The following is a 26,627-nucleotide window of genomic DNA, read 5'->3' as shown; positions in this document are numbered from 1 at the left end:
TGCGGAAGTCCCGACAATGCCGCAATCCGCCCCTTATTTCGCCATGCGGCGCTGCGAAACCCCATCCTGTAGCTGCATAAAGCTTCCCTCGGCGCTGTGGATGAAAGCCCCCACCCAGTTCGCAGCGCCGAGGTCTGCCCTTGCAACTTCTGCATCACCCCCTAGGCTTGGCCGACAGGGGGACATGTCATGCGCGATTTCCAACTTCCCGGCCGCTCGGCCACTTATGCGACGAACGGCATGTGCGCCACCTCGCATCCGCTGGCGGCCAAGGTGGCAATCGACATTCTGCAGGCGGGCGGCAACGCCGCCGATGCCGCGATTGCCGGCGCCGTCCTGCTGGGGATTTGCGAACCGCAGATGACCGGGATCGGCGGCGACTGCTTTGTGTTGCTGAAACCCGCCGGATCGAACGAGATTCACGCCCTGAACGGCTCGGGCCGCGCACCTGCCGGGCTTTCGGCAGCGGCGATGCGCGACCGCGGCCTGACCTCGGTGCCGCTGCGCGGCATCGAATCGGTAACGATGCCCGGCGCGGTGGATGCCTTTTGCCGCCTGAATGCCGATTGGGGCACGATGGGGCTGGACCGCGTTCTGGCCCCCGCGATCCGCTATGCAGACGAGGGGGTGCCGGTCGCCCCCCGTGTCGCCTTTGACTGGGCCGAGGATGCGCCCTGCCTGCAGGGCGACGCCCGCCGCTTTCTGCTGCTGAACGGCGAGGTGCCGAAGGTGGGCCAGCTTTACCGCGCGCCCGGTCAGGCCGAGGTTCTGCGCCGCATTGCCGCCGAGGGGCGGGCGGGGTTCTATGACGGCGAGGTTGCCGAAGACCTGATCACCTCGCTGCGGGCGCTGGGGGGCAGCCATTCTGCCGACGACCTCAACACCACCCGCTGCGACTGGACCACGCCGGTTTCGGGCGACTATGGCGGAATGGAACTGGTTGAGCATCCGCCGAATGGCCAGGGCGCCACGGCGATCCTGATGCTGAACATTCTCAAGCACTTCGACCTTGCCGCGCTGGAGCCTTTCGGCACCGCCCGCGCCCATATCGAGGCCGAGGCGGCCAAGCTGGCCTATGACGCCCGCAACCGCTTTATTGCTGAGGCCACAACGCGGCTGGACCACATGCTGGCGCCCGAGACGGCGGCAAAACTGGCCGCGCTGATCGACCCCAAACGCGCCATGGCCGCCGCCGCCCCGCTGACCGAGGCGGTCCACAAGGACACCGTCTATATCACCGTGGTGGACCGCGACCTGATGGCGGTCTCGCTGATCTATTCGATCTTCTGGGGCTTTGGTTCCGGCCTGACCTCGGCCCGCTTCGGCATCAATTTCCAGAATCGCGGCGCCGGGTTCAGCCTGCAGGAAGGCCATCCGAATGAGGCGGCAGGCGGCAAACGCCCGATGCACACGATCATTCCCGGGATGCTGCGGCAGGGCGGGCGGGTGGTGATGCCCTTCGGCGTGATGGGCGGCGCCTATCAGCCGAACGGCCATGCCCGCTTTGTCACCAACCTGACGACCTATGGCATGGACCTGCAATCGGCCATCGACGCGCCGCGCAGCTTCTCGGGCGCCGAAGGCATGGCCGTCGAGCGCGGCTATCCCGAACCCGTGCGCGCCGAACTGGCGGCGATGGGGCATGAGGTGTCGGTCCCGACCGATCCGATCGGCGGCGCACAGGCAATCCTGATCGACGAGGCGGGCGTTCTGATCGGTGGATCGGACCCGCGCAAAGATGGCTGCGCTTTGGGGTACTAGGATGGATTATAACGCCGCAACCGAAAGCATCCGCGCCCTCTGCCATGGCGAGACGGACACTGTCGCCCTGATGGCCACGCTAGCCTGTGAGATTCACCATGCCCACCCTTATGCCGACTGGACCGGGTTTTACCGCGTGGTGGCGCCCGATCTGCTGAAGATTGGCCCCTATCAGGGCGGCCATGGCTGCCTTGTGATCCCGTTCGCGCGCGGGGTCTGCGGGGCTGCGGCGCGCTCGGGGCAGGTGCTGAACGTGCCCGATGTCGATGCCTTCCCCGACCATATCGCCTGCGCCTCTTCCACCCGGTCCGAACTGGTGCTGCCGGTCTGGAACGGCGCCGGGCGGCTACTGGGCGTGCTGGACATCGACAGCGACACGCCCGCAGCCTTTACCAAGGCCGACGAAGACTGGCTGGTGCCGCTCTTGGCCGAAGTGTTCGAGAGGGCGGAATGATGCGCGGCTCCTGCCTTTGCGGTGCCGTGGCGTTCGAGGCCGACCCGCCCTACCGCGAGGTGGTGGCCTGCCACTGCACGCAATGCCGCAAGACGTCGGGGCATTACTGGGCTGCGGCTTCGGTGACACATGACCGCTTCCGTCTGAGCGAAAAGCGCGGGCTGGCATGGTTCCGGTCTTCGACAAGCGCCACCCGGGGCTTTTGCCGCGACTGCGGGGCCTCGCTCTTCTGGCAGCCCGAGGGTGAGGCACGCATTTCCTTCGCCGCCGGCTGCATCGACGGGCCGACAGGGCTGTCGCTTGAGGCGCATTGGTATGCCGAAGATGCGGGCGACTATTACCGCCCCGAAGGCCCGCCTCCGCCGCCCACCCGGGCCGAAACCCTGCACGGAAGCTGCCTTTGCGGCGCCAACCGCTTCACCCTGCCCGGCCCGATGGGCGCGGTGACCGCCTGCCATTGCAGCCAGTGCCGCAAGACTTCGGGCCATTACGCCGCCTCTTTCGATGTTGATGAGGCGTCCGTGGTCTGGCAGGCCCGCAAGACCGCCAGCTTCACCACCCCGGGTGGCGGCAGCCGCAGCTTTTGCCCCGATTGCGGATCGAGCCTTGGCTTCCGCGCCGCCGACGGCAGCTTTTCCATCGAGGCAGGCGTGATCGACAACCCCACCGGCGGGATGCTGACAAGCCACATCTTCACCGCCGACAAGGCGGATTATGTCGTGCTGGACGACGGCCTGCCACAAGAGCCGCAAGGGTAAGCCAAAGGCAAAGCCCTGAGGTTTGCACCTTGCCAAATACTCCCGCCGGAGGCACCGGCACCCCCTTTGCAACGCTGCCACAGCTCGCGCGGCAGCGCCGCAGGCGGGGGCTCGATGCCCGTTGCCTGCGGCTCCCCCTTTCCGGTCAGATCCGCCGCGATGGCACCCAGGCATAGCCCGAGGGGCTGAGGATCACCGCCTCGCGCAGCCCATGCCCCGCCTTGTCCACCGGCGCCTGCAACACCATCCCGCTCTCGAACGCCTGTGCCCGGGCCGCAGCCTGATCCGGGTCCGCCTCATGCAGGCGCAACTCGATCCCGGCACCGCGCGGCCCCGCCTCGGGCAGCAGCGCCGACAGCGGGTGGCGGCCAAAGCTCGCGTCGGAATGCAGTTGAAACGGCTGGCCGGCATGGGTCAGGATGGCGAAATCGGCAGACATGCGGTGCGCCTGCATCCCGAACACCTCCACCAGAAACGTCGCCTCGGTCGGCACATCGCGCACCAGAAGGTTCACCGACAATCCGCGCAGGGCATGGCCAAAGTCGCGGGCGGGAACGGTTTCGTAATCCATCGGGCACCTCCGGCTGCAAACCTTGCCCGCGCCGCCCGAAAGGTCAAATCACCTCTCTTGATCTTCGCCATCGGCGCGCCGAATGTGCGCCCATGTGGGACGCCATCTTTTCCATTCCGCCCGGTCAGTTCCTGACCTTCCTGATCGGGGGGCTGATCGTGAATTTCGCGCCGGGGCAGGACATGGTCTTTGCCACGGCCTGCGGCATTCAGGGCGGCCCGCGCGTGGGCGCCGCCGCGGGTTTTGGCGCCGGGGTGGGGGTGCTGTGGCATGTGACGCTGGCAGCCCTTGGCCTTTCGGCGCTGGTGGCGGCGCATCCGGGCGCGCTCTCGGCCATCAAATATGCTGGGGCGGCCTATCTGCTTTATATCGCGTGGAAAAGCTGGCGCGCGGGCGCCCTGCCCCAGGGACGCGGCGTGCCCAGCCTGCGCCGCGCCTTCCTGCGCGGGGTGCTGTCCAACATGCTCAACCCCAAGCCGATCCTGTTCTTCCTTGCCTTCCTGCCGCAATTCGTGAACCCCGAGGCCGGGCCGGTCTGGCGGCAGGTGGTGCTTCTGGGCCTGATCTTTGCCTTCAATGGCACCTGGACCACCATGCTTTACGGCTGGCTGGCCGGGCACGCGGGCCATGCCCTTGGCGCGCGGATGGCGGTGGTGAACAAGGTGGCGGCTGTTCTTTTCGCGGGCCTTGCCGCCCGCCTGATCCTGACGGAGTAGACGATGACCGAAATCACCCTTCTTGACGGCGGCATGGGGCAGGAACTGGTCGCCCGCTCGGGCGATGCGCCGACGCCGCTCTGGGCGACGCGGGTGATGATCGACCATCCCGGGCTGGTAAAGGCGATCCATGCCGATTACTTCGCCGCCGGCGCCTCGGTTGCGACCACCAACACCTACAACATCCTGCATGACCGGCTGGTCGGCGTGGGTCTTGACCACTACTACCACGCGCTGCACCTGCGCGCCCTGATGGAAGCGCATGAAGCGCGAGCCGAAGCGGGGCGCGGGATCATCGCCGGGTCGATGGGGCCATTGGGCGAAAGCTATCGGCCCGACCTGACGCCGCCGGTTGCGGTTTCCGCCCCGCTTTACGCCGAAAAGGCGCGGATTCTGGCGCCGCATGTCGATGTGATCCTGCTTGAAACGCTGTCTTCGCTGGACCTCTGCCGGGGTGCGCTGCAAGGCGCGCAGGCGGCCGGTCGGCCGGTCTGGCTGTCGGTTTCGGTGCATGACCGCGACGGGTCACGCCTGCGCTCGGGTGAGCCGGTGGCCGCGCTGCGCGAGGTGATTGCCGAACACCCGACCGCCGCCGTCCTGGCCAATTGCTCGATGCCCGAGGCGATGGCGGCGGCGCTTGGCGTGCTGTCCACCTTCGGCCTGCCCTTCGGCGCCTATGCCAACGGGTTCAGCGAAATCTCGTCGTTGCCGCTGCCCGAAGATGCCTCGGCCCCCGATTACACCCACCGCCATGACCTGACTCCCGAGAAATATGCAGCCTTTGCAATGTCCTGGGTGGCGATGGGGGCCACGATCGTCGGCGGCTGCTGCGAGGTTGGCCCCGCCCATATCCGCCATCTCGCCGCGGCGCTGAAGGCGGCCGGCCATACCATCGCATGATCCCCGATTTCGACTATCGCCCCCCGGATGTGCCGCTGTCGATCCTGTATGAGGACGACCTCCTTCTGGTGCTGGACAAGCCTGCGGGCCTGCTTTCCGTTCCGGGCAAGCTGGCCGGACGGGAAGATTGCCTGATCTCGCGGCTGCAGGCCGCCCGCTGGGACGCGCTGCTGGTGCATCGGCTGGATTGCGATACCTCGGGCGTCATGATCTTTGCCCGCACCAAGGCGGCGCAGGGTTTCCTCGGGCAGGAATTTGAAAAGCGCCGCGCGAAAAAGACCTATGTGGCAAGGGTTTGGGGACAGATGAGCGCAGAGGCGGGTCATGTGGACCTGCCGCTTGCCGCCGATTGGCCGAACCGGCCGCGCCAGATGGTCAGTCATGAACACGGTCGCCCGGCGCAAACCGACTGGCAGGTGATCGGGCGGGCGCCGGGTGAAACCCGGGTGCGCCTTGCCCCGCTGACCGGGCGCAGCCACCAGTTGCGGGTGCATATGACGGCGCTGGGCCATCCGATATTGGGCGATCCGATCTATGCCACGGGTCCGGCGCGCGATTTTCCCCGGCTGATGCTGCATGCCGAAACACTCGGCCTGCATCATCCGGGCCACGGGGAATGGGTGGAATTTTCTGCCCCCAACCCGTTCTGACTGTTACCTTAGCCGTATTAACCTTGCTGCAATCTATCCGGTTTCAGATGCCCGTAAGGAGAGTTCCATGCGATTGCTGCGCCTTGTCTTCGAGACACGCTTTGCCCTGCTGACCTGGCCGATGATCGGGCTTGTCGCGGCGTTGTTGGGCGCGGTTCTGCTGCCGGGCCTGCATCAGACCATGGCGCTGATCGCCTTCGCGCTGGGGCTGATCGTGGCCTTGGGGCTGTATGATGTAACCCAGACCCGCCACGCCATCTTGCGCAACTATCCCGTGGCCGCCCATCTGCGCTTTGTGCTTGAGGGCATCCGCCCCGAGATGCGGCAGTATTTCTTTGAAGGCGACAAGGACGGCGCCCCCTATCCGCGCGACAAGCGGGCCATCGTCTATCAGCGCGCCAAGAAAGAGCTGGACAAACGGCCCTTCGGCACCCAACTCGATGTTTATCAAGAGGAATATGAGTGGTTGCACCACTCGCTCGCCCCGCGCCCGCCCGTCGATCCGGGCGCGATGCGGGTGCAGGTGGGGGGCTATTCCTGTTCGCTTCTCAACATTTCCGCGATGAGTTACGGCGCGCTTTCACCCAATGCGGTGCGCGCGCTGAACAAGGGCGCCAAGGCGGGCGGCTTTTTCCACGACACCGGCGAAGGCGGGATTTCGCCCTATCACCGCGAAAGCGGCGGTGATCTGGTCTGGGAGCTTGGCTCGGGCTATTTCGGCGCGCGCGGGGCGGATGGTGGGTTTGATCCGGCGCTGTTCGCAGCGACCGCCGCCGATCCGCAAATCCGCATGATTGAAATCAAACTGTCGCAGGGCGCCAAGCCCGGCCATGGCGGCGTGCTGCCCGCGGCCAAGATCACCGCCGAAATTGCCGCGATTCGGGGCATTCCGATGGGAGTGGACTGCGTTTCTCCGGCGGCCCATGCCGCCTTTTCCACGCCGGTCGGCCTGATGGAATTCGTCGCGCAGTTGCGCGGGCTGTCCGGCGGCAAGCCGGTGGGGTTCAAGCTGTGTATCGGCCACCCGTGGGAGTTTCTGGCGATCTGCAAGGCGATGCTGACCACCGGGATCACCCCGGACTTCATCGTGATAGACGGGAAAGAAGGGGGCACCGGCGCCGCACCGCTGGAATTCATGGACCATGTCGGGATGCCGCTGCGCGACGGGCTGACCTTTGCCCATAACGCGCTGATCGGGGTGGGGCTGCGTGACCGCATCCGCATCGGCGCCTCGGGCAAGATCACCTCGGCCTTTGACATGGCGCGCGTGTTGGCGCTGGGGGCGGATTGGTGCAACGCGGCGCGCGGCTTCATGTTCGCGCTCGGCTGTATTCAGGCGCAGTCCTGCCATACCGGCCTGTGCCCCACGGGTGTCACCTCGCCCGACCCGGCCCGGCAGCGCGCGCTGGTGGTGCCTGACAAGGCCGAACGGGTGGCGAATTTCCACCGCAACACCCTGCACGCCCTTGCCGAACTGACCGCTGCCGCCGGGGTGAACAGCCCGGCAGAGCTTGGCCCGCAGCATTTCCAGCGCCGGGTCGGCAGCGCCGGGGCGATCCCGTTTTCCGAGCTTTATGAACGGCTTGCCCCCGGAGTGCTGTTGTCCGACCCCGGGCAAAGCGGCCGCTTCCGCGCGCCTTGGGCCATGGCGCAGGCCGACAGTTTTGCACCGCTGCTGCCGGTTTGACCCGTGACGAAAGCTTGCTAAACTCTTGCGGGTAGAGTGAGGGGTGCCATGCAAAATCTGGGCGACGCGATTCAGGCCAGCTCGATGAACACCTGGGCGCTTGAAGGGCCGTTTCGGCTGGTCAAGGTCGTGGGTCTCGCGGCTGAGGCATATATGCGCGGTCAGGGCAAGATTTCCGGCTATTTCACGCAGGAAAAGTTTCTTTACGGCCTGACTCCTGCGCAGATTGAGCAGGTTCTGGGCCTGCGCTCCAACGAACTTAGCCCGATGGCGCGGGTTTATGCCTTTGCCCGCCTGCCGAAATCCGATGAGGTGGAGTTCAAGCTGACCGCGGCCTTTGCCGGCGGGAAACCCTTTGATGACGGACAGTTCGACCAGATCATGCAGGCCCGCGCCGATTTCAGGGCGGGGGTGGACACCCACAAGCGTTCGTGGAGCGAGACCGTGCAAGCCTATCCGCCCGGCTCGGGCATGGTGCCGCAATGGACGTTCAAAGCCGGACAGGGGGTGCCGGTGGGCAACCTGATTGCCACCATCACCCCGCAACTGCCGTTCCCGCGCCCCAACGGGTCCATCAAACCCTATACACCGCACAACCGCGGCCCGATCCGCTAAAGCGTGTCCGGGTCACCTTGAATCAAACCGATCGAAAATCGCGTTCGAGCGTCAGCGAGAGGCAGCGAATTTCGATTCGGATCGAACCGGACAAGCTTTAAAGCGACAGCGCCAGTTTGCGCCCCTCGTGAAAGGCATAGGCAGCCAGACGTGGCGCGGCGCAGTCACCGATGCGGTGGGTCGCCTTGCCGGGGAAGCTCTCGGGCCAAGGGTCAAAGGCGCGGTTGGTGGTGGCCATGACCAGACCGCTGGCAGGCAGGGTCTCCTCCGCCCCGGTCAAGAGGTTACGAACCGTCACCCCATTGCCATGCCAGCGGGTCAGGCAATGTTCGGTCAGGAAACGCGCACCCAGACGGGCCAGCGCGCGGCGCGCGGCGCCATCGGCGGCGGTGCGGGAAATCTCTTTGCCGACAAAGGCTTCGGGTGTCACGATGGTCACCTGATGCCCGCGCTCGGCCAGGGCCCAGGCGGTGCCAACCCCCCGCCAGTTCGAGCCTTCGTCATAGATCACCACCGCGTCGCCCAGCCGCGCCTCACGCCGCATCACCGCCTCGGGCGACCAGACGCCGGGGGTCTCGATCCCGGGCAGGGCGGGCAGATGCGGCTGCCAACGCTGAAAGCCGGTTTCATCCGGCAGCGAGCCGGTGGCGAGGATCACGGTATCGGCGGGATGGGCGGCAATCTCATCGGCGTCGAGGAAGCTGTTCAGCCGCAAGGTGACGCCGAGTTTGGCAAATTGCCGTTCATACCAGCCCATCAGGTCAAGGATCTGGGCCCGGCGCGGTTGCAGGCCCGCAAGGCGGAACTGGCCACCAATCTGACCAGAGGCTTCAACGATTTCAACGCTGTGCCCACGTTCCGCAGCGGCGCGGGCGGCTTCCAGCCCCGCAGGACCGGCGCCGACCACCAGCACCGATTTCGGCGCCTCTGCCGGGGTGAACCGATCACCGCCCCATTCCCATTCGCGCCCGGCCGAAGGGTTGATCAGGCAGGAAATCCAGTAGTCGCGCGAGCGGCGGCCCCAGCACATCTGATTGCACGAGATGCAGCCGCGAATATCCTCAACCCGCCCCTCGGTCACCTTGCGGGCGAGATGGGGGTCGGCAATCTGACCGCGGACGATGGAGACAAGATCGGCCTCCCCCGCGGACAGGATGGTTTCGGCATTCTCGGGCGTGCGCACGCCGGCTTCGGAGGTTATCACCGCATGTCTTACGATACCCTTAAGCTGCGCCGTCAGCGGCGTGGTCAGCTTTTCGCCATGGGTGAAGGGTGGGATGATGGATTCGAATTCCAGATAGCTGCCCGCGCCGCAGGTGACGTAATCGACATGGCCGGTGGTATCGTGCAAGGCAATGATTTCGCACAAGGATTCTGCTTGCAACGTGACATCGTAGGCGGGCGAATAGCTGATGGCGAGGCCGATGATGAAGTCTTCGCCACAGGCGCGGCGGATGTCCTCGATCAGGGTGCGGGAGAAGCGGGTGCGGTTTTCAAGGCTGCCGCCCCAGCGGTCATCGCGGGTGTTGGACCATGGCGTCCAGAACTGGTCGATCAGCGAGTGATAGGCGCCCCACACCTCAACCCCCTGATATCCGCAGGCTTTTGCACGAATGGCTGCGGCGAGGTGCCCGGCGAGAAGCTCTTCGATCTCGGCTTCGGTCATGCGGTGGGAACCGTCCGAATCGTGATAGCTCGGCCCGCCAGAGGGGGACCAGTGCGGCTGGAACGACAAGTCGGAATCGCCATGGGCGCCGACATGGTAAAGCTGCTGGATCGCCACCGCCCCCGCCTCGCGGATGCGCGAAGTAACCCGCTGAAACGGCTTGATGATCTCATCGCTGTTCACGGCAAGATTGCCCCGGGTCAGAATGCCGGTGCGATGCACCGGGACGGGTTCGCAGACCACCATGGCAGCACCGCCAAGCGCCCGCTCCACAAGGTAATTTTCCATCCGCGGGCCGGGCAGCCCCATGTCGGACATGTTGTTGGTATGGGCGCCGAACACGATGCGGTTGCGCAGGGTCTGGCCGCGCAGTTGCAGGGGGGAAAGCAGGCGGCGATGCTGGCTCATGGGCTTACTCCGACCGGGATAAGTGGAAGAGACCCAGAATCGACACATGTGTCAAGTTTTTTACCCCTTCCGGTCCCCTTTCGCGCGTCTTCTGTCCGGTTCGCTTCCGTTGCGGTTTCCGGGTGGGGCCAGCATCAGGGCAATTCGGTCATCCGGCATTCGGGGCGCGCCCCACCATTCTGGAGTGGCCACGGAACTCGGCAACGTGATCGCCGTTCTGATTGGTCACGCGGATGTCGTAAATTCCTGACCGGCCACGAAGCGAAACCTCGGTAGCGGACGCTGTGAGGGTGTCGCCGATCCGGCCGGGGATCAGATAGGTGATCGCGCAATGCTGGCCCACCGCCTTGTGTTCGCGGGTGTTTGCCGCAAAGGAAAAGGCGCAGTCGGCCAGTGTAAAGATATAACCGCCATGGCAGTTCCCATGGCCGTTCGACATATCGGCGGTCACATTCATGGACAGCGTTGCGGTGCCGGGCCCGATCCGGTCGAGGGTCAGCCCCAGAGTCTGGCTGGTCCGGTCCTTTTGCCACAGGGCATGGGCCGCGGCCTCGGCCAGTTGCTGTGGCGACAGTTCGGAAATCGGCAGCATAGATGATCCCTCTACTTGCCGGAAAAAGCCGGAGGGCGCTTTTCAAGGAAGGCGAGAACGCCTTCGGCATAGTCGGCGCTGCGCCCGGCGAACTGCTGGCAGTCGCGCTCCTGATCAAGGTGGCTGTCGAAATCATTGCTCTGCGCGGCCTGGACAAGGTGCTTGGTCATGCCAAGACTTGCCGTCGGACCTGCCGCCAGTGAAACCGCAATGGCGCGTGCCCTGGCCGGAAGCTGCGCATCCTCGACCGCCTGCCAGATCAGCCCCCATTCGGCGGCTTTCTCGGCCGTCAGCGGCTCTGCCATCAGGGTCAGCGCCTTGGCTCGCGCTTCGCCCAGAAGCCGCACCAGATGCCAGCTTCCACCCGCATCGGGGACAAGCCCGATCTTCGAGAAGGACTGGATGAAGCGCGCCGACCGCGCCGCCAGAACGATGTCGCAGGCAAGGGCGATATTGGCGCCCGCCCCCGCCGCCACACCATTCACGGCGCAGACCACGGGTTTTGCCAGACTGCGGATTAACCGCAGGGTCGGGTTGTAGAAAGTGTCGAGCGTGCGGCCCAGATCGGGCGGTGGTTCGCCCCGGCGGGGATCACGGTCACCCAGATCCTGCCCTGCCGAAAAGCCGCGACCCGCCCCGGTCAGCAAAACCGCCCGGACGGCGCCATCGTCATGGGCGCGCTGAACACCGGCGCGCAGGGCCAGATGCATCGCTTCGTTGAAGGCGTTCAGTTTTTCGGGGCGGTTGAGCGTCAGCGTCAGGACGCCATCGGAAAGCTCGGTCAGAACGGTGTCGGATTCTGTCATGTGGCCCTCTTCAATTCGCCCCAAGGATGGTGACCGAACAGACATTCTGCGATGGCGCGCCGCCGAGATTATGGGTCAGCGCAAGCGAGGGGTTGGCCAGTTGACGCCCTCCTGCGGCGCCCGTCAGTTGCAGCCAAGCCTCATAAAGCATCCGCAGGCCCGACGCGCCGACCGGATGGCCAAAGCATTTCAATCCGCCGTCGATCTGGCAAGGCATGGCGCCATCGGCGTCGAACCTGCCGTCCAGCATCTCGCGCCAGGCCGTGCCCGGCTCGGTGAGGCCGAGATCCTCCAGCGTCACCAGTTCGGTGATCGAGAAGCAGTCGTGAACCTCGGTCAGGCTGATCTGGCGCGCCGGATCGGTGATCCCGGCTTCGGCATAGGCGGCGCGGGCGACGATGCGGGCGGTATGGACATGCGCGCCATCCCATTCCGCCTGCTGCACCTCCCAGCCGTTCGAGGTGACAATCTGGATCGCCTTGACGGTCACCGCGGGTGCGCGGCCCAGACTGCGGGCTATCTCGGGTGTGGTCACGATGGCGCAGGCGGCGCCGTCAGAGACCGGGCAGCAATCGAACAGGCCGATCGGCTCGGCCACCAGCGGGGCGTTCAGCGCCTGCTCGATGGTGATGGCCTTGCGCAGATGGGCGTTCGGGTTCTTCACCGCATTGGCGTGGCTTTTCACCGATGTATGCGCCATGGCGCGCTTCAGGTCGGCGCGCCCGACATTGTGCCGCGCCTGATAGGCGGCGGCCAGTTGCGCGAAATTGCCCGGATTGCTGTGGGTGGGCAGATACATCGGCCCGAAGGTTCCGCGCGAGGCGAGCGGCAGCCCGGCAAAGCCGGTGTCCTTAAGCTTTTCGACCCCCACGGCCAGCGCGATATCCACAGCGCCCGAGGCAACGGCATAGACCGCGCCGCGAAACGCCTCTGTCCCGCCGGCACAGAAATTCTCGACCCGGGTCACGCCGATATTCGGCAGCCGCAGGGCCTGCGCCATCGGCGTGCCGGCCTTGCCGGCGCCAATGTCATCGTAATGCGAGGAATACCAGGCGGCGCCGATGGCCGCCGGTTCGATCCCCGCGCGGCTCAGAGCCTCGACATAGGCTTCGACCATCAGTTCTTCCTGACCCACATCCCAGCGTTCGCCAAAGCGCGAACATCCCATCGAGAGGATCGCCACCTTATCCTTGATGCCTGTTGCCACGGCTTGTCCTCTAACTGGCCACGGGCGTGGCGATGGCTTTCCAGAAATAGCGGCGATAGCCGGTCTGCGGGTCGATATCCTTGATACGGAAGACGAATTCCACAGGCGTTCCCGGCGTGATCGCTGCCGCGCCCGGATCGGTGAATTCCATCAGCAGCCGCCCGCCGCCATTCAGATCGACCAGCCCGTAGCAATTCGGCGGATGGGGCGAGAAGGCTAGCAGATCGGCGGTGAAGGTGGCAACCTGCCCACCCACATCGGCCAGCGGCCAAGGTTCCTGAGTGTCGAGGTGCAGGCCATCGCCCACCGTCAACCGGGTGGGCGGAAACTGGACGCGCCCGGTCTCGCGGCAGCGCCCGCCCACGAAACCCATCAAAGCCGCAGAATAGCGCCAGGCGGTGGACAGCGCCTCGTTCACGATGAAGCGCCCGCGCAATCCCCTGTCCCAGGCGATCTTCCCACGAAAGGCCAGAAGTTTCATATAGTTCGCTTCGTCGATCCCTTGTGCGAGTTGGGGCGAGACGAGCGGTATCATTGTCACAGACCCGGCCTCAAAGACCAGTGCCGTCGCACCCTGACCGAATTGGGCGACAAGAAGCTTCTGGCCCGGCACCGCAGTCTCAAGGGCGTGGGCCAGCATCAGCAGCGGGTGCGCCGTGCCGGTATCGCCGCAGGTTTCGGCAAGCGAAGCGGCAAGACGTGCATTCGCCAGCCCGGCCCGCGCCGCAACCGCCGCAGCCACGCCCGGAATGGGACAGGGCAGGACGAAATGGTCGATATCGGCGGCGGACAGCCCGGCCTTGGCCAGCGCCCCGGCAACAGCCTTGGGAACAAGGTCCAGATAGCCCGCCTCCCTGACCCAGCGTTCCTCCCACTCCTGCGGGTGGTCGTGGCCATTGGCGCGGTAGCGGTCGGTGAAAGGCGCGCTGAGGCTGATGCCCCCGCGATAGTCCAGCAGACCCGGACCGGAACCGACCAAAGCAGCAGCCCCGCCATCTCCGGCACGCGCTTCGGCCAGGCTGCCGGGCGTGCCGGGTGGCAGATCGCCAGCCGCGATCAGCGCCGTTTGGCCGGATTCCAGCGCGGAATGCAGCGCAATCAGCGTCGCGCGCGGGCTTCCCTGCACATCCTGAGCGAGACAGGTCTCAGGCAGCCGCAACGCCGCATGGACGAAAGCCGCACCCTGCGGTTCGACAAAGGGGGCGGTGGTGCTGGCAAAGCTCAGTGAGTGAATCGCGGCCGCATCCTGCCCGCGCAATGCGGCGCGGGCGGCGGCAACCGCCATGGTAATGCTGTCCTCATCCCAAAAGGCCAGCGTTCGCTGCCCCTTGCCGGCGCCAGCGCCAGAGGTCAGCCAGCCGAGGGCCGAAGACATCGCCGCCCGCTGAAGCCGAAGACGCGGCAGATGGACGCCGAGTGCCAGAATGCTTGTCACAGACTTCTCCCGATGCCGGCTTCACGATCCGCTGGGGCAATTGGTGTATTGCCTGTGGATGTTTGCCTCTTATATTAGTCAGAACGTTCGGTCAACTAATTAGTCACAGGGGAAAGTAGGCATGGAGACGATCGCAATTGTCGGCGCTGGTCAGGCGGGGGCGGCGCTGGCGGCACGGCTGCGGCTGAAAGGGCATGACGGACCGATCATCGTCTACGGCGCCGAAAGCGCCCCGCCCTATCAGCGGCCGCCGCTTTCCAAGAAATATCTCAGCGGTGAATGGGAGGCCGAACGCCTCTGGCTGCGCGCGCCGGATTTCTGGAGCGCCCACGACATAGACCTGCGCCTTGGTCAGCCGGTCACCATGATCGACCCCGAACTGGGCCATCTGGTCTGGGGTGGCGAATTGCAGGACTGGGACAAGCTGGCGCTGACCACCGGCACCGCGCCGCGCCCCTTGCTGCCCGGCCTTGCAGGTCGGGAAAACGTCTATGAACTGCGCAGCATCGCCGATGTTGACCGCCTGCGGCCGGCCTTCCGGGCGGGTCAGCGTCTTGTCATCGCCGGGGGTGGCTATGTCGGACTGGAAACCGCCGCCGTCGCCGCGACCGCCGGTCTGACCGTCACCGTCATCGAGCGCGCGCCGCGTATCTTAGAGCGCGTGGCCTGCGCCGAAACCGCCGATCACGTCAGGGCCCTGCACAAGGACCACGGCGTCACGATCCTTGAAGGGCGCAGCATCGTTTCCACCCGCGGAGCCTCTGCCATTGAGGAGGTGGAACTGGATGACGGCAGCCGGATTGCCTGCGATCTGATCGTGGCGGGCGTCGGCGTGCTGCCGCAAACCGAACTGGCCGAACTGGTCGGCATCCGATGTGACAATGGCATTGTGGTTGATGCCTTTGGCCGAACCTCTGCGCCCAGAATATGGGCCGCCGGGGATTGCGCCTGTTTCGATCTGGACGGCAAGCCGACCCGGCTGGAAAGCGTGCAGAACGCCATAGATCAGGCCGAAGCTGTGGCCGATGACATGCTGGGTGACGGGCGCCCCTATCATCCGGTGCCGTGGTTCTGGTCCGATCAGTATGATGTGAAACTGCAAATCGTCGGGCTGAATCGCGGCTATGACACTGTGGTCAGCGCTGTCTCTGCGCGCGGACGGTCAAACTGGTATTTCGGCGAGGGTCGGCTGCTGGCTGTGGATGCGCTGAATGACGGGCGGGCCTATATGGCGGCGAAGAAGCTGCTTGATGCGGGGCTGACCGTGGAGATCGCGCAGGTGCAGGCTGCGGATTTCAACCCGATGAATTTGCTGAAGGGATAAGACGGATCAGGGTTTGACCGGCATGTTGGTGAAGCCGTTCAGGAACATTTCGACCGTCCGTTCGGCCAACTCATCGGGCGACACCACACCGTCCGACCGATACCAAGTGTAGGTCCAGTTGATCATGCCGAAAAACAGCATGGTATCGACATGGGCCAGCACCCGGTTCTGCGCCATGTCGGGCCGCAGTTGCAGCAAAGCGTCGCGCACATAGGCAATCAGTTCGCGCTGCTTGCCGATCAGCTCGTTGCGATGCTCGGGCGGCAGGACATCAAGGCAGGTCAGCAGCACGACATGCTGATCCCGCGAATCCGCATAGATCTCCAGAAACAGCTTCACCAGTTGCAGGAAGCGTTCCTTCGGCTCGCGTGAGCCGTAGAGAACCTGCCGGCATTGTTCGAGCAGAGAATCGACATGCGTCGTCAGCATGTCCCGCAGGATCGCCTCTTTGCCGTCAAAGTAGTGGTAGAGGCGCGACTTGGAGCAATCACAGGCCGTCGCAATGTCCCCGATCGAGGTCGCGGCATAGCCGTGCTTGGCAAAGATGGCCGCAGCGCGACGAATGATCGTGTCATGGATACTGTCATACTCGGCGGATCTTGTTCGGGCCACGGAACCTCCGGCAGCTTTATTGACTGAACATTCGGCTTATATATCTCTGCCGGGCGGAAGCCAACTGTCGTTGCCGCACGCGCGTGTCCTGTCTTGGCACCGCCCGAGAAGATATGCCCCACATCCAACTTTCAGACTTTACATAGTCCAATCGTTCGTTCTATTATTCAACGGCGCACAAGCGTAGCCCAGGGGAGGGAGCCCCCCCAGGCGCCGGGAGGAAACCGAATGCTGCATCCAGAGATTGAGATGCTGGACCGCGAGGGCATCTTGCGGATTCAGCGCAGAAGGCTTGCCACGCTTGGCGAACGCCTTGCCAAGAACGACGCCTGGCGCGATCACTTCAACTCCGTGGGCATGCAGCCCGAGGATCTTTCCGCGCCGGACGGGCTGGAAAACGCGCCCTTCCTGGAAAAGGCCGATCTGCGCGGCCATTATCCCTTCCCTTTCCTGACCGCCCCGATGGAAGAGGTCGAGCGTTTCGTCGCCACTTCGGGCACCACCGGGCTTCCGGTGCTGTTCGGCATGACGCAGCAGGATTTCGGGACGCTCCTGCCCAATCAGGTGGCACGGCTTCTGGCTGCGGCGGGCGTCAAAAGGGCGTCGCGGTCCTATCAGGGCTACGGCTATGGCCTGTGGATCGGGGGGCCGGCGCCGGATCAGGGGTTCAAGGCGCTGGATTGCACCAATTTTCCGATCGGCCCCGGCCGTGGTGAGCTGGCCGCCCGCTGGCTGCGCGATCACCGCTATGACGTGGCCTCGATGTCGCCCTTGTGGCTGATGAGTCTGGTGCAGGCCGCTCGTGCGCAGGGGATCAACCCCAAGACCGACTGGCACCTGAAGACCGCGATCCTTGGCGGGCAGTCGGTTTCCGCCGAGTTCCGCGCGCAGCTTGAATCCGAAATGCCTGCGGGCTTCATTTCGCACAACATCTACGGCACGACCGAGGCGGGCGGTCCGATTCTGGCGATCTCGACCCCCTACACCCATGCGGATGACGAGTTGCACCTGCTGAACGAGGATACCGTTCTAACCGAAATCCTTGACCCGGTAACGCTGAAGCCGGTGTCTGAGGGGGAAGTGGGCGAAATCGTCGTCACCACCCTGTCAAAGCAGGCTTCGCCCGTGGTCCGCTGGCGCACCCGCGATCTGGTTCGCCTGTCGCCGCGGCCCTACGACTGCCCCTCGGGTCGGCGCGGAATGCGCAAGATCGGGCGGATCATCGGCCGCTCGGACGACATGATCAAGTTCAAGGGGGTCATCGTCTTCCCCTCGCAGATCGAGGATGTGATCACCGGAACCAACGGCGTCGTGCGCGAAGCCTGGCAAATCTATATCGACAAGGAACGCATGACCATTGGCACGCTGACCGTCGCCGTCGAGGCTGTGGCGGCACAGGGCCGCGCCGCCGACCAGATCTGCAATGACATCCGGCGCGAGGTCCGTGCCCGGCTTGGCATGAACATCGTCGTCGAATGTCACCCCGAAGGCACCCTGCCCCGCTATGAGGCCAAGGCTGTCCGTGTTCTTCACCGGGCGGAGCCTTGATCCCCCCGGCAGACCCGCTCGCCCCTGTGCGTGCGCGGCTGGCGGCTGTCACAGGCCGCTGGTCACAAGGCATGTCGCTGGCTGAAATCCGCACGGATTTCAGCCGCTATCTGGCAGAGGTCGGCCCCAGGGGCGCCGCCATGGCAGAGCTGCGCCCGGTTTCCGGTCTGGGCATTGATGCCGCATGGATCGGCAACGGTCCGCGCCCTGTGCTTTACTGCCATGGTGGCGGCTTCCAGATCGGGGGCATCGCATCTCATGCCAGCCTGATCGCACGGCTGGCCAAGGCCGCCGATGCAAGAATGCTGGCCTTCGATTACCGGCTGGCGCCGGAGCATCGCTTTCCCGCCGCCGCCGATGACGCCCTTGCGGCCTATCAGGCGTTGCTGGTGGATGCCGCCCCGCCCCACGCGGTCATCGGGGACTCCGCCGGGGCCGCGCTGGCGCTGCTGACCGTGCAGCGGGCCCGCGATGCGGGGCTGCCGCTGCCCCGTGCCATCGTTCTGATCTCGCCCTGGCTTGATCTGTCGATGCAGGGGGAAAGCTATCAGAGCCTGGCGGATCAGGACATCTTTTCAAGACCCGGGCAGTTGCGGGCCATGGCGCGCAGCTATCTGGGCCGACAGGGCCCGCCCGCCGATGCGCCGGAAGTGTCGCCGCTTTGGGGCAACCTCAACGGGCTGCCTCCCATCCTGATCCACAGCGGGGCCGCCGACATCACGCTGGACGATTCCGTCACGCTGGCAGAGCGGGTCAGGGCGGCGGGCGGAGCGGTCAACCTGCGAGTCTTTGACGGGATGTGCCACCATTTCCAGATCTTCGAGGCCCTGCCCGAAGCCGAGGATTCAATTGCAGAAATCGGCGACTATCTGAAGCGCGCCTAGGCGGCACGGCCCCGTCAGGGGGCCCCGCCAATCATTCCGCTGTCAAGCGCCGCCGCAATTCGGTCCGAGGCGACGCCCCATTCGCGCAGAATGCTGCCGGACTGGCTGCCGGGGGTGACCGCCGCCTGCGGCATCGGGGCGGGCGTCACGCTGAGGCGCGGGGCGGGGGCAGGCTGAACCACCCCATCGACCGTAACAAAAGCCTCCCGGGCGACGGCCTGCGGATGGGCCGCAGCCTCGTCCCAATCCAGCACCGGCGAGACGCAGGCATCGCTGCCGACGAACATGTCCGCCCAATGGTCGCGTGGCCGCGTCGCCAGCAAGGCAGCCAGCCGCGCGCGGCGGTCCGGCCAGACCGACGGGTCGCGCATATGGCTGAAGATCGCCGGATCAAGACCCAGCCGATCCAGCAGAATGTCGTGAAACCGCTTCTCCACACAGGCAACGGCGAGGAAGCGGCCATCCGCACAGGCATAGGTCGCGTAGAAATAGGCGCCGCCGTCCAGCAGATTGGCCTCACGCCGGTCCGACCATGCCCCCCCGGCGCGAAAGCCCCAGAACATCGAGGTCAGCAGCGAGGCCCCGTCAACCATGGCCGCGTCGATGACCTGACCGCGCCCGGTCTGACGTGCCGACAGCACCGCCGACAGCATTCCGAAGGCCAGCAACATGCCGCCGCCGCCGAAATCCGCGACATAGTTCAGCGGCACCACTGGCGGACGATCCGCGGGGCCGATGGCGTGAAGCCCGCCCGTCAGCCCCAGATAGTTCATGTCATGCCCGGCCTGTTGCGCCATCGGCCCGCCCTGCCCCCAGCCGGTCATCCGGCCATAGGCAAGGACAGGATTGCGGATCAGGCATGGGTCGGGGCCAAGTCCCAGCCGCTCCATCACGCCGGGGCGAAAGCCTTCGATCAACCCGTCCGCCTGTGCCACCAGATCCAGCAGCAGGTCTGCCGCCCCTTCGGCCCGCAAGTCGATGGACAGCGAGTGGCGGTTGCGCCCCAGAACGTCGAACCGGCCGTTCAGCAACGGAAAGTCCGGCTTCTGCCCCTTTGCATGGATGCGGATGACCTCCGCCCCGTGGTCGGCCAGCATCATGGCCGCGAAAGGGGCCGGGCCAAGCCCGACCATCTCGATGATGCGCAAACCGCTCAACGCGCCGGACATGAGTTTCCCCTTCGTCTCATTGGGCCGAAATACCGCCGTTCACGCTGATCGCCTGCCCGGTGATGCGGGCGGCCCCGGGGCTGGCAAGGAAGTGGATCAATGCGGCCAAATCTTCGGCCTCGGCCACGCCAAGCGCGGCCATCTGCGCCGCCTTTTCAAACAGCCGCGCCGCAAAGGGATGCGCGAAGAGGCGGTCATGCGTGCCCGTTCCCCGGATCAGCGAAGGGGTCACGCAGTTCACACGGATTCCGTCCCGCTTGGCCTCCATCGCCAGCGTGCGGCTGAACATGATGATTGCAGCCATGGCGGCGCCGATGATCGTCTCTCCGGGTGTGGCGACCTTGCCCGCATCCGAGGCGACGGTGATGATTGCCCCCGAACGCTGTGACCGCATCACAGGCAGAACGGCCCGCGCCATCAGCATCGGGCTAAGCGCCTGCTCTGTCAGATCCCGGGCAAGGCGCCCGGTCGGAATATCGGCCAGCAGATCGGGCAGTGCCGCGCCGACGGTGGCCACCACCAGCACATCGACCCGCCCGCGAAGCGCCAGCGTCTCGGCGATGATCCGCTCTGCCCCTTCTGCGGTGTTGGCATCGCCCAGCACCAGCTTCGGCCCGGTTTCGGGGAAGGCGGCAGCCAGCGTCGCCATGGCCGCTTTTCCACGGGCAGCATCCCGCCCGACGATCGTGACTTGCGCCCCCCCTTGGGAAGCAAAGCGACGGGCCGTGGCAAGACCGACGCCAGAGGTGCCGCCGACGATCAGCACGCTGCGCGGTTCAGCAGGATCGGTCATCACACCTCCTCGGGGATACGGACAACCAGCCCGTCAAGGGCAGCGGTGATCCTGATCTGGCAGGACAGCCGCGAATTCGGCCGGATATCATTGGCGAAATCCAGCATTTCGCGTTCCATCTCGTCAGGCGCACCGACAAGGGCCAGCCATTCCTCGGCCACATGCACATGGCAGGTGGCGCAGGCACAGGCGCCGCCGCATTCCGCAATGATGCCGCGCACATTGGCCCGGCGCGCGCTTTCCATCAGGCTGAGGCCCGCGCCAGCCTCAACAGTCTGGGCCTGCCCGCCTGCGGTGATGAAGGTCACTTTTGTCATTCTCTTGCTCCAGCAGCCTCAGGCGCCGCAGCCCATCCCGCCCGAGACGCCCAGCGCCTCGCCGGTGATGAAGCCAGCGGCTTCCGTGCAGAAAAAGGCGATGGCATGGGCAACCTCTTCAGGCTGCCCCAAACGGCGCAGCAGGGTCATCGCCGCCATGTCCGTAAGGATCTTCTCACCGACATCGGCAACCGCGCGGTCAACCATGGGTGTGTGGATCGGCCCCGGCAGCACGGCGTTCACGGTGATGCCATAGCGGGCATTCTCGCGCGCGATGGAACGGGTAAAGCCCAGAAGACCGGCCTTGGCGGCGGCATAGACCGAACCGCCTTTCGAACCGAGCCGTGCCGCCTCGGACGAGACATTGACGATCCGCCCGAACCGCGCCGCCTGCATCCCGGGCAAGGCACCCAGCGTGAAGGCGAAGGCGCTTTCCAGATTGACCGCCAGCAGGCGCCGCCAATCCTCGGGGCCGGTGGCGGTGAAGAAGGCGTGCTGATCGGCGCCGACATTGTTGACCAGAATGCCGAACGGCACGCGGCCATGAAACAGCGCAGAGACCGCGGCGGGGTCAGCCGCGTCCACCGCGACGAATTCCGCGCCGGTCGCGGCGGCAAGGGCCTGACCTGCCGCGACATCCCTGTCGCAGAACGTGACGGCATTGCCCTCAAGGCACAGCTTGCGCACAGTTGCCGCGCCGATGCCGCTGGCGCCGCCTGTCACCAGCGCGGAACGCATGGTCACAGCCCCCGGAACACGGGCTTGCGCTTGTCGATCACCGCAGCCAGCCCTTCCCGGCTGTCGGCAGAGGCCGAAAGGCCGGCAACGGTGCGGGCCTCTTCGGGCAGGGCGCGCTCGACCTCGATGGCGTTCCACAGCAGCCGCTTGGTCGCGGCCATCGCCATGGGGGCACCCTCGGCATATACGGCGACAGTGCGCGCGGCTGCCCCGGCCAGATCGGCATCGGGAACCACCCGCGTGATCAGGCCGATCCGCTCGGCCTCGGCGGCATCGACGATGCGGTTCGACAGCATGATTTCGGCCGCGCGGCGCAAACCCACAAGATGCGGCAGGATCACCGAAGCGCCGCCGTCGGGCGCCATGCCGACGCGCGTGGCGCCAGCCAGAAACCTGGCGCCCTCACCCGCAATCACCACATCCGAGGCGCAGACGAGACCCAAGCCCCCGCCGCCCGCCGCAAAGCCCTGAACCTCGGTCACCACCACGGCATCCAGACGGATCAATGCCCCAACCGCCATTTGCAGCCATGCCGTGACTTCACGCAGGAAATCACCCAGACCCTCGCCCATCGCGGCAAACTCCCGCACATCGCCTCCGGCACAGAAATTGCGCCCGGCGCCGCGCAGATGCACCACCCGCAGGCCCGGCTCGCGGTGACAGCGCATCACGGCCTGATGCAGGGCCTTCATGAAGACGATGTTCATGCCATTGGCCGCCTCGGGGCGGTTCAGCGTGATCGTGGCCACGGGGCCATTGCGGTGAAGCAGCACCGGCCCTTCGCCAATCCAGATTTCGGAGAGAGTCATGAAGGTTCCTCAGACAAGGAAGGAAAGCGTGAACATCGGCTTGCCGTTGTTGACGAGCGCGATCTTCTTGCGCACCAGTCGGAAGTTCCCGTTCACCAGCCGCAGCCGATATTCGTTGCGGGCAGCCCAGACGGTTTCGCCCCGCAGATTGTCTTCGTAGATCATGCTGTTGGCGAAAACGGTAACTTCGGCAGCCGCGACCTCGCCGATCTCGATGTTCGAGATCAGCCGTGCCAGTTCCGAACGCGGCGTCTGGGTATGGCGCCGCCCGGTCTTCAACTGCTCGATCCGCACATGGATGCGCGAGCGGTTGTCATACAGCACCGACATCTGCGTTTCGGGATCAGTGTCCATCCCGTTGGCCGGCACCCAATAGATGCCGTCCTCCTCCCAAAGTGCGTCCCAGCCGTCATAATCATGGCTGTCAGCAAGCCGGGCTTCGTGAAACAGGAATTGCGCGACATTGTGGTGCAGCGCGACGGGATCGAGCGCACGCAGGTCGTTGTCGGCCGTGGCGATGGCAATTTGCGCGGTCATGCGGGTTGCTCCTGCATCAGCGAAAGGTAGTGGCGCCAGATGCCGCGCTGCGGCACCTCATCGGTGGAATGGGCAATGGTGTAGCCGTTCTCGTCCTTGCGCTCGCGGTGCAGGCCGCGCGTCAGAACCAACCATTCCGGGTCGCGGATGCGGGCGCCGCGGTGGTTGCGTTCATACATCTCGGTATCGTCGGCCAACAGGAACCCCGCAGGGCCGACCGACCCCATGGTCTGCTGCCGCAGGCGGCGGTTGATGTCGGGCGCGTCCTTGAACTGCACCGCCGTAACATGCTGGATGCTTTCATCGACCGAGATCGGCTGGATCACGAACATCTGGATTTCAGCGATGAAGAGGTTCGGGAAGATCATGGTGTGCGGCGAGCCGTCGATCATGATCTGGCGCGCACGATCCGGCCCATAGGCCGCATTCATCGCCGCGACGTAATCGGGCAGCCGGTCTGCCGTGGTGCCGAACCAGTTCAGCGGCTTGTCGATGCGGCGCCACTCGGGGCGCAGATCAAATTCGGTATGGCCGTTGCCATAATCGCGGGTCAGCGCGATCGAATCCTTGCCATAGAGGTTGGCAATGCCGCTTTTGGTGACCTGAAAGATCGAGCCGTGAACGAAGCCGGGGTGATAGCCATCGGTCTCATTCTCGACCATGAACTTCCAGTTGGCTTTGGTGCGGTGTTGCAAGAAACCCGCACGCAGGTCCAGCTCGCCGGTCGGCGCGTTGTCGCAAAGCTGGTCAAGTGCCGCCTTCGCGCCGCCCAGATGTTCCTCAAGCGTGGGGCCGGTTTCGGCGAAAGAGCCGAAGACGAAGCCGCGATAGATGGCGATGCGCGGCACCTTGCCCAGCCCCACCCCGGTCTTTGACGCGCCTTCATATCCGTCGGCCAAGGCATAGCCCATCAGGTCGCCGGTGTTCGAGAAGGTCCAGGAGTGGTAGGGGCAGGTGAAGGTCGCGCGATTGCCCTGACGATAGGCGCAAAGCTGATTGCCACGATGCGGGCATTTGTTCAGCAGCAGCCTGATCTCGTCATTGCGGTCGCGCACCAGCAACACCGGCGTCGGGCCGATGCTCTTGGTCACATAGTCATTGCGGTTCGGCACCTCACTGACATGGCCGACATAGACCCAGCTGCGATACCAGATCTTCTCCATCTCCTCCTGAAAGATATCGGGATCGGTATAGAGGCGGCTGTTGATTCGGGTCGGTTCGATCAGGGCGCTGTAGTCAACCTTCCCTGCGGGCCTTGTCTCTGTGTTCAACATGGCGGCTTGCTCCTGATAGCGGCTATAATTTGCCGAACGCTCATTCGATTTATTGTTCGAAAAATGGGCTGTCAAGCATTCTTTGCCAAGAGAAAATCAACATGCCTCACGCCAGAAGAGGAAAAATATTCATAATGTATAAGCTTTACCAATCACTTCCCTGACATGCCGCACAAAAATCCGGGCGCAAAAAATCTCTGGATGTCAGATTCAACTTCTGATAATTACTCCGAACGATCGGTCTTATAATATCCGAACATGGCCGAACGAATCTCCAGGGAGGAGGAAGACATGACACCGACAAAGGCGATCATCGCCGGACTGTTCGTGCTGGCAGGCGCGCTGCCCGCCGTGGCCGAAATCAGGATCGGCGCTTCGGTTTCGGCCACCGGACCTGCGGGGGCCCTTGGGGACCCCGAGGCGAAAACGCTGGAAATGCTGATCGAAGAGGTGAACGGCAAGGGCGGCATCAACGGCGAGACCGTGACGCTGGTGCTTTATGACGATGCCGGCGACCCCAACAAGGCGCGCACTTTCGCCACCCGGCTGATTGAGGACGACGAGGTGGTTGCGATCATTGGCGGAACCACCACCGGCACCTCGATGTCGATTCTGGCCGTTGCCGAAGATGCGGGGATTCCCTTCATCTCGCTTGCCGGGGCCATCGACATCATCGACCCGGTGAAGCCCTACACCTTCAAGACCCCGCACACCGACCGCATGGGCTGCCAAAAGATCTTTGCGGACATGCAGGCGCGCGGTTTTGCGAAAGTGGCGATCATCGCCTCGACCGACGGCTTCGGCGCCTCGATGCAGGCACAGTGCAAACTGGTGGCGCCCGAGATGGGCATGGAGATCGTCGCGGACGAGACCTATGATCCCAAGGATTCCGACATGACGGCGCAGTTGACGAAAATCCGCGGCACCGAGGGCGTTCAGGCAATCGTCAATCCCGGCTTTGGTCAGAGCGCGGCGGTTCTGGCCCGGAACTACCGGCAGTTGGGAATGGACATCCCGTTCTACGCCTCGCATGGCGTTGCCTCGCAAGGGTATATCGACCTTGCCGGCGCCGAGGCGGTGGAAGGGTTCCGCCTGCCCGGCACCGCGCTGCTGGTGGCCGAATTGCTGGCAGACGGCGATGTGCAAAAACCCGCCGTCACCGCCTACAAGGCGGCGTTCGAGGGCAAATTCGCCACCCCGGTCAGCACCTTCGGCGGCTATGCCCATGACGGCTTCATGATCCTGTCTGATGCCATCGCGCGGGCAACTGCGGCCGAGCCTGCCGCGATCCGCGATGCGATCGAGGCGACCACCGGCCTTGCCGGCACCACCGGCGTCTATACCTATTCGGCCACGGACCACCTTGGGCTTGACCTGTCGGCCTTCCGCCTGCTCGAGATCCGCGGCGGCGCATGGACGCTTGCCGAGTGATCTGACCACCCCGCCCCTGTCTCTGCGCCCGCCGCGGCGCAGAGCCCCTTTCACCCAAGGTCAGCTCCCGCTTTCCAAGCCCGGAGGCGCCATGTCGGAACTCATCCAATTCCTGTTCTCGGGGGTCACGGTCGGCGCGGTCTACGCGCTGGTCGCCCTTGGCTTCACCATCATCTACAACGCCTCGGACGTGGTGAACTTCGCCCAGGGCGAATTTGTCATGCTCGGCGGCATGATCACCTGGTTCGCGCATGAGGCCGGCCTGCCCCTGCCGCTGGCGGCGCTGATCGCCATTGTCCTGACTTCGGCCTTGGGCGTCGCCATGAACAAGCTTGCCATCGAACCCGCCCGGGGCGCGCCGGTCGTCTCGCTGATCATCATTACCATCGGCGCCTCGATCTTCATTCAGGGAACGGCGCAACTGGTCTTCGGCAAGCAAATCCACACCTTCCCGGCCTTTTCGGGCGATACGCCGATCCATGTTGGCGGGGCGACCATCCTGCCGCAAAGCCTGTGGATGATCGCGGGGGCGCTGGCCGTCTTCCTTGCGCTATGGCTGTTTTTCAGCCGCACGCTTCTGGGCCGCGCCGTGATGGCAACCGCGAACAACCGGCTTGCCGCGCAGCTTGTCGGGATCAACACCAATTTCGTGATGACCCTTTCCTTCGCACTTTCGGCAGCCATCGGGGCGCTTGGCGGCGTTCTGGCCACCCCTGTCACCCTGACGGCTTACGGCGTGGGGATCGGCTTTGCCCTGAAGGGTTTTGCCGGCGCGATGCTTGGCGGCATGGGCAACCCCAAGGGCGCACTGCTCGGCGGTTTTCTGATCGGGCTGATCGAGGCGCTGACCGCAGGCTACCTGTCATCGCAATACAAGGATGCGGTGGCCTTCGTCGTGATCCTGCTTGTCCTGTTCTTCCTGCCGCAGGGCCTGTTCGGCCGCAAGACCACAGATCGGGTGTGAC

The 26,627-nt window shown here is 64.9% G+C and carries 27 protein-coding genes; 13 read left to right on the top strand and 14 right to left on the bottom strand.

Annotation, left to right across the window (positions count from 1 at the left end; all coding sequences use genetic code 11):
• Positions 1-189 precede the first annotated feature (189 nt).
• The 3 genes from HS053_RS01485 to HS053_RS22250 are packed head-to-tail and all read left to right on the top strand — an operon-like array spanning position 190 to position 2,973.
• Positions 190-1,761 (top strand): gamma-glutamyltransferase family protein, encoded by a 1,572-nt coding sequence (locus tag HS053_RS01485; protein WP_174209410.1) that lies wholly within the window; start codon positions 190-192, stop codon positions 1,759-1,761.
• 1 nt (position 1,762) lies between these two features.
• Positions 1,763-2,215: a GAF domain-containing protein gene (locus HS053_RS01480; RefSeq protein ID WP_174209409.1), complete on the top strand. Its 453-nt coding sequence runs from the start codon at positions 1,763-1,765 to the stop codon at positions 2,213-2,215.
• On the top strand, positions 2,212-2,973 hold the full coding sequence (locus HS053_RS22250; protein WP_174209408.1) for a GFA family protein: 762 nt from the start codon (positions 2,212-2,214) through the stop codon (positions 2,971-2,973). The genes HS053_RS01480 and HS053_RS22250 overlap by 4 nt, the downstream gene beginning before the upstream one ends.
• A 145-nt stretch (positions 2,974-3,118) precedes the next feature.
• Here the strand turns inward: HS053_RS22250 and HS053_RS01470 are convergent, their stop codons facing one another.
• Positions 3,119-3,544, bottom strand: a complete 426-nt coding sequence (locus HS053_RS01470) for a VOC family protein (RefSeq protein WP_174209407.1) — start codon at positions 3,542-3,544, stop codon at positions 3,119-3,121.
• A 92-nt stretch (positions 3,545-3,636) separates the two neighbouring features.
• On the opposite strand from HS053_RS01470, the gene HS053_RS01465 reads away from it, so the two are divergent.
• The 5 genes from HS053_RS01465 to HS053_RS01445 all read left to right on the top strand — a co-directional run bounded on the left by HS053_RS01465 (position 3,637) and on the right by HS053_RS01445 (position 8,112).
• The gene (locus tag HS053_RS01465) at positions 3,637-4,260 is read left to right on the top strand and encodes a LysE family translocator (RefSeq protein WP_174209406.1); all 624 of its coding nucleotides are present in this window, start codon (positions 3,637-3,639) and stop codon (positions 4,258-4,260) included.
• Between the two features lie 3 nt (positions 4,261-4,263).
• A complete protein-coding gene (locus HS053_RS01460) occupies positions 4,264-5,160 on the top strand; it encodes a homocysteine S-methyltransferase family protein (RefSeq protein WP_174209405.1) in 897 nt (298 codons plus the stop codon).
• Complete coding sequence (locus tag HS053_RS01455) at positions 5,157-5,810, top strand: RluA family pseudouridine synthase (protein WP_174209404.1); 654 nt, start codon at positions 5,157-5,159, stop codon at positions 5,808-5,810. The genes HS053_RS01460 and HS053_RS01455 overlap by 4 nt, the downstream gene beginning before the upstream one ends.
• A gap of 67 nt (positions 5,811-5,877) precedes the next feature.
• Positions 5,878-7,497, top strand: a complete 1,620-nt coding sequence (locus HS053_RS01450) for an FMN-binding glutamate synthase family protein (protein ID WP_174209403.1) — start codon at positions 5,878-5,880, stop codon at positions 7,495-7,497.
• Between the two features lie 48 nt (positions 7,498-7,545).
• On the top strand, positions 7,546-8,112 hold the full coding sequence (locus HS053_RS01445) for a hypothetical protein (RefSeq protein WP_174209402.1): 567 nt from the start codon (positions 7,546-7,548) through the stop codon (positions 8,110-8,112).
• A 97-nt stretch (positions 8,113-8,209) separates the two neighbouring features.
• On the opposite strand, the gene HS053_RS01440 is transcribed toward HS053_RS01445, so the two are convergent.
• From HS053_RS01440 to HS053_RS01420, 5 genes are all read right to left on the bottom strand, one after another.
• Entirely contained in the window at positions 8,210-10,186 is a 1,977-nt protein-coding gene (locus HS053_RS01440; RefSeq protein WP_174209401.1) for an oxidoreductase, read from the bottom strand.
• A gap of 148 nt (positions 10,187-10,334) precedes the next feature.
• On the bottom strand, positions 10,335-10,778 hold the full coding sequence (paaI, locus tag HS053_RS01435) for a hydroxyphenylacetyl-CoA thioesterase PaaI (RefSeq protein WP_174209400.1): 444 nt from the start codon (positions 10,776-10,778) through the stop codon (positions 10,335-10,337).
• Between the two features lie 11 nt (positions 10,779-10,789).
• The gene (paaG, locus tag HS053_RS01430; protein WP_174209399.1) at positions 10,790-11,584 is read right to left on the bottom strand and encodes a 2-(1,2-epoxy-1,2-dihydrophenyl)acetyl-CoA isomerase PaaG; all 795 of its coding nucleotides are present in this window, start codon (positions 11,582-11,584) and stop codon (positions 10,790-10,792) included.
• A gap of 10 nt (positions 11,585-11,594) precedes the next feature.
• Positions 11,595-12,791, bottom strand: coding sequence for an acetyl-CoA acetyltransferase (locus tag HS053_RS01425; protein ID WP_174209398.1), 1,197 nt, complete (start codon positions 12,789-12,791; stop codon positions 11,595-11,597).
• A gap of 10 nt (positions 12,792-12,801) precedes the next feature.
• Positions 12,802-14,226 (bottom strand): 3-oxoacyl-[acyl-carrier-protein] synthase III C-terminal domain-containing protein, encoded by a 1,425-nt coding sequence (locus HS053_RS01420; RefSeq protein ID WP_206677569.1) that lies wholly within the window; start codon positions 14,224-14,226, stop codon positions 12,802-12,804.
• Positions 14,227-14,347: 121 nt separating this feature from the next.
• Between HS053_RS01420 and HS053_RS01415 the strand changes: the two genes are divergently transcribed.
• Complete coding sequence (locus HS053_RS01415; protein ID WP_174209397.1) at positions 14,348-15,550, top strand: NAD(P)/FAD-dependent oxidoreductase; 1,203 nt, start codon at positions 14,348-14,350, stop codon at positions 15,548-15,550.
• 6 nt (positions 15,551-15,556) lie between these two features.
• On the opposite strand, the gene HS053_RS01410 is transcribed toward HS053_RS01415, so the two are convergent.
• Positions 15,557-16,162, bottom strand: a complete 606-nt coding sequence (locus tag HS053_RS01410; protein ID WP_174209396.1) for a TetR family transcriptional regulator — start codon at positions 16,160-16,162, stop codon at positions 15,557-15,559.
• A gap of 228 nt (positions 16,163-16,390) precedes the next feature.
• Between HS053_RS01410 and HS053_RS01405 the strand changes: the two genes are divergently transcribed.
• Positions 16,391-17,710, top strand: a complete 1,320-nt coding sequence (locus HS053_RS01405; RefSeq protein WP_174209395.1) for a phenylacetate--CoA ligase family protein — start codon at positions 16,391-16,393, stop codon at positions 17,708-17,710.
• Positions 17,711-17,781: 71 nt separating this feature from the next.
• Complete coding sequence (locus HS053_RS01400) at positions 17,782-18,594, top strand: alpha/beta hydrolase (RefSeq protein ID WP_194245479.1); 813 nt, start codon at positions 17,782-17,784, stop codon at positions 18,592-18,594.
• 14 nt (positions 18,595-18,608) lie between these two features.
• Here the strand turns inward: HS053_RS01400 and HS053_RS01395 are convergent, their stop codons facing one another.
• Genes HS053_RS01395 through HS053_RS01365 form a run of 7 tightly spaced genes read right to left on the bottom strand, consistent with a single transcriptional unit; the run spans position 18,609 to position 24,231 of the window.
• The gene (locus HS053_RS01395) at positions 18,609-19,763 is read right to left on the bottom strand and encodes a CaiB/BaiF CoA transferase family protein (protein WP_174209394.1); all 1,155 of its coding nucleotides are present in this window, start codon (positions 19,761-19,763) and stop codon (positions 18,609-18,611) included.
• Positions 19,764-19,779: 16 nt separating this feature from the next.
• A complete protein-coding gene (locus tag HS053_RS01390) occupies positions 19,780-20,556 on the bottom strand; it encodes an SDR family NAD(P)-dependent oxidoreductase (protein WP_174209393.1) in 777 nt (258 codons plus the stop codon).
• Positions 20,556-20,873 (bottom strand): 2Fe-2S iron-sulfur cluster-binding protein, encoded by a 318-nt coding sequence (locus HS053_RS01385; protein ID WP_174209392.1) that lies wholly within the window; start codon positions 20,871-20,873, stop codon positions 20,556-20,558. The genes HS053_RS01390 and HS053_RS01385 overlap by 1 nt, the downstream gene beginning before the upstream one ends.
• Positions 20,874-20,891: 18 nt before the next feature.
• Positions 20,892-21,611, bottom strand: coding sequence for an SDR family NAD(P)-dependent oxidoreductase (locus HS053_RS01380; RefSeq protein WP_174209391.1), 720 nt, complete (start codon positions 21,609-21,611; stop codon positions 20,892-20,894).
• Between the two features lie 2 nt (positions 21,612-21,613).
• Positions 21,614-22,420, bottom strand: coding sequence for an enoyl-CoA hydratase/isomerase family protein (locus HS053_RS01375; RefSeq protein WP_174209390.1), 807 nt, complete (start codon positions 22,418-22,420; stop codon positions 21,614-21,616).
• Positions 22,421-22,429: 9 nt separating this feature from the next.
• Complete coding sequence (locus HS053_RS01370) at positions 22,430-22,957, bottom strand: aromatic-ring-hydroxylating dioxygenase subunit beta (protein WP_174209389.1); 528 nt, start codon at positions 22,955-22,957, stop codon at positions 22,430-22,432.
• On the bottom strand, positions 22,954-24,231 hold the full coding sequence (locus HS053_RS01365) for an aromatic ring-hydroxylating oxygenase subunit alpha (protein WP_174209388.1): 1,278 nt from the start codon (positions 24,229-24,231) through the stop codon (positions 22,954-22,956). Before HS053_RS01365 ends, HS053_RS01370 begins: the two co-directional genes overlap by 4 nt.
• Positions 24,232-24,522: 291 nt before the next feature.
• Here HS053_RS01365 and HS053_RS01360 point away from each other — a divergent pair, with 291 nt between their 5' ends.
• Together HS053_RS01360 and HS053_RS01355 are read left to right on the top strand one after the other, a co-directional pair.
• Positions 24,523-25,662, top strand: a complete 1,140-nt coding sequence (locus HS053_RS01360) for an ABC transporter substrate-binding protein (RefSeq protein WP_174209387.1) — start codon at positions 24,523-24,525, stop codon at positions 25,660-25,662.
• Positions 25,663-25,753: 91 nt separating this feature from the next.
• The gene (locus tag HS053_RS01355; protein WP_174209386.1) at positions 25,754-26,626 is read left to right on the top strand and encodes a branched-chain amino acid ABC transporter permease; all 873 of its coding nucleotides are present in this window, start codon (positions 25,754-25,756) and stop codon (positions 26,624-26,626) included.
• Position 26,627: the final 1 nt, after the last annotated feature.

Source organism: Tabrizicola fusiformis (genome assembly GCF_013328815.1).
In the GTDB taxonomy this organism is placed as follows: domain Bacteria; phylum Pseudomonadota; class Alphaproteobacteria; order Rhodobacterales; family Rhodobacteraceae; genus Fuscibacter.
This window is presented reverse-complemented; position numbering and strand designations above follow the sequence as displayed.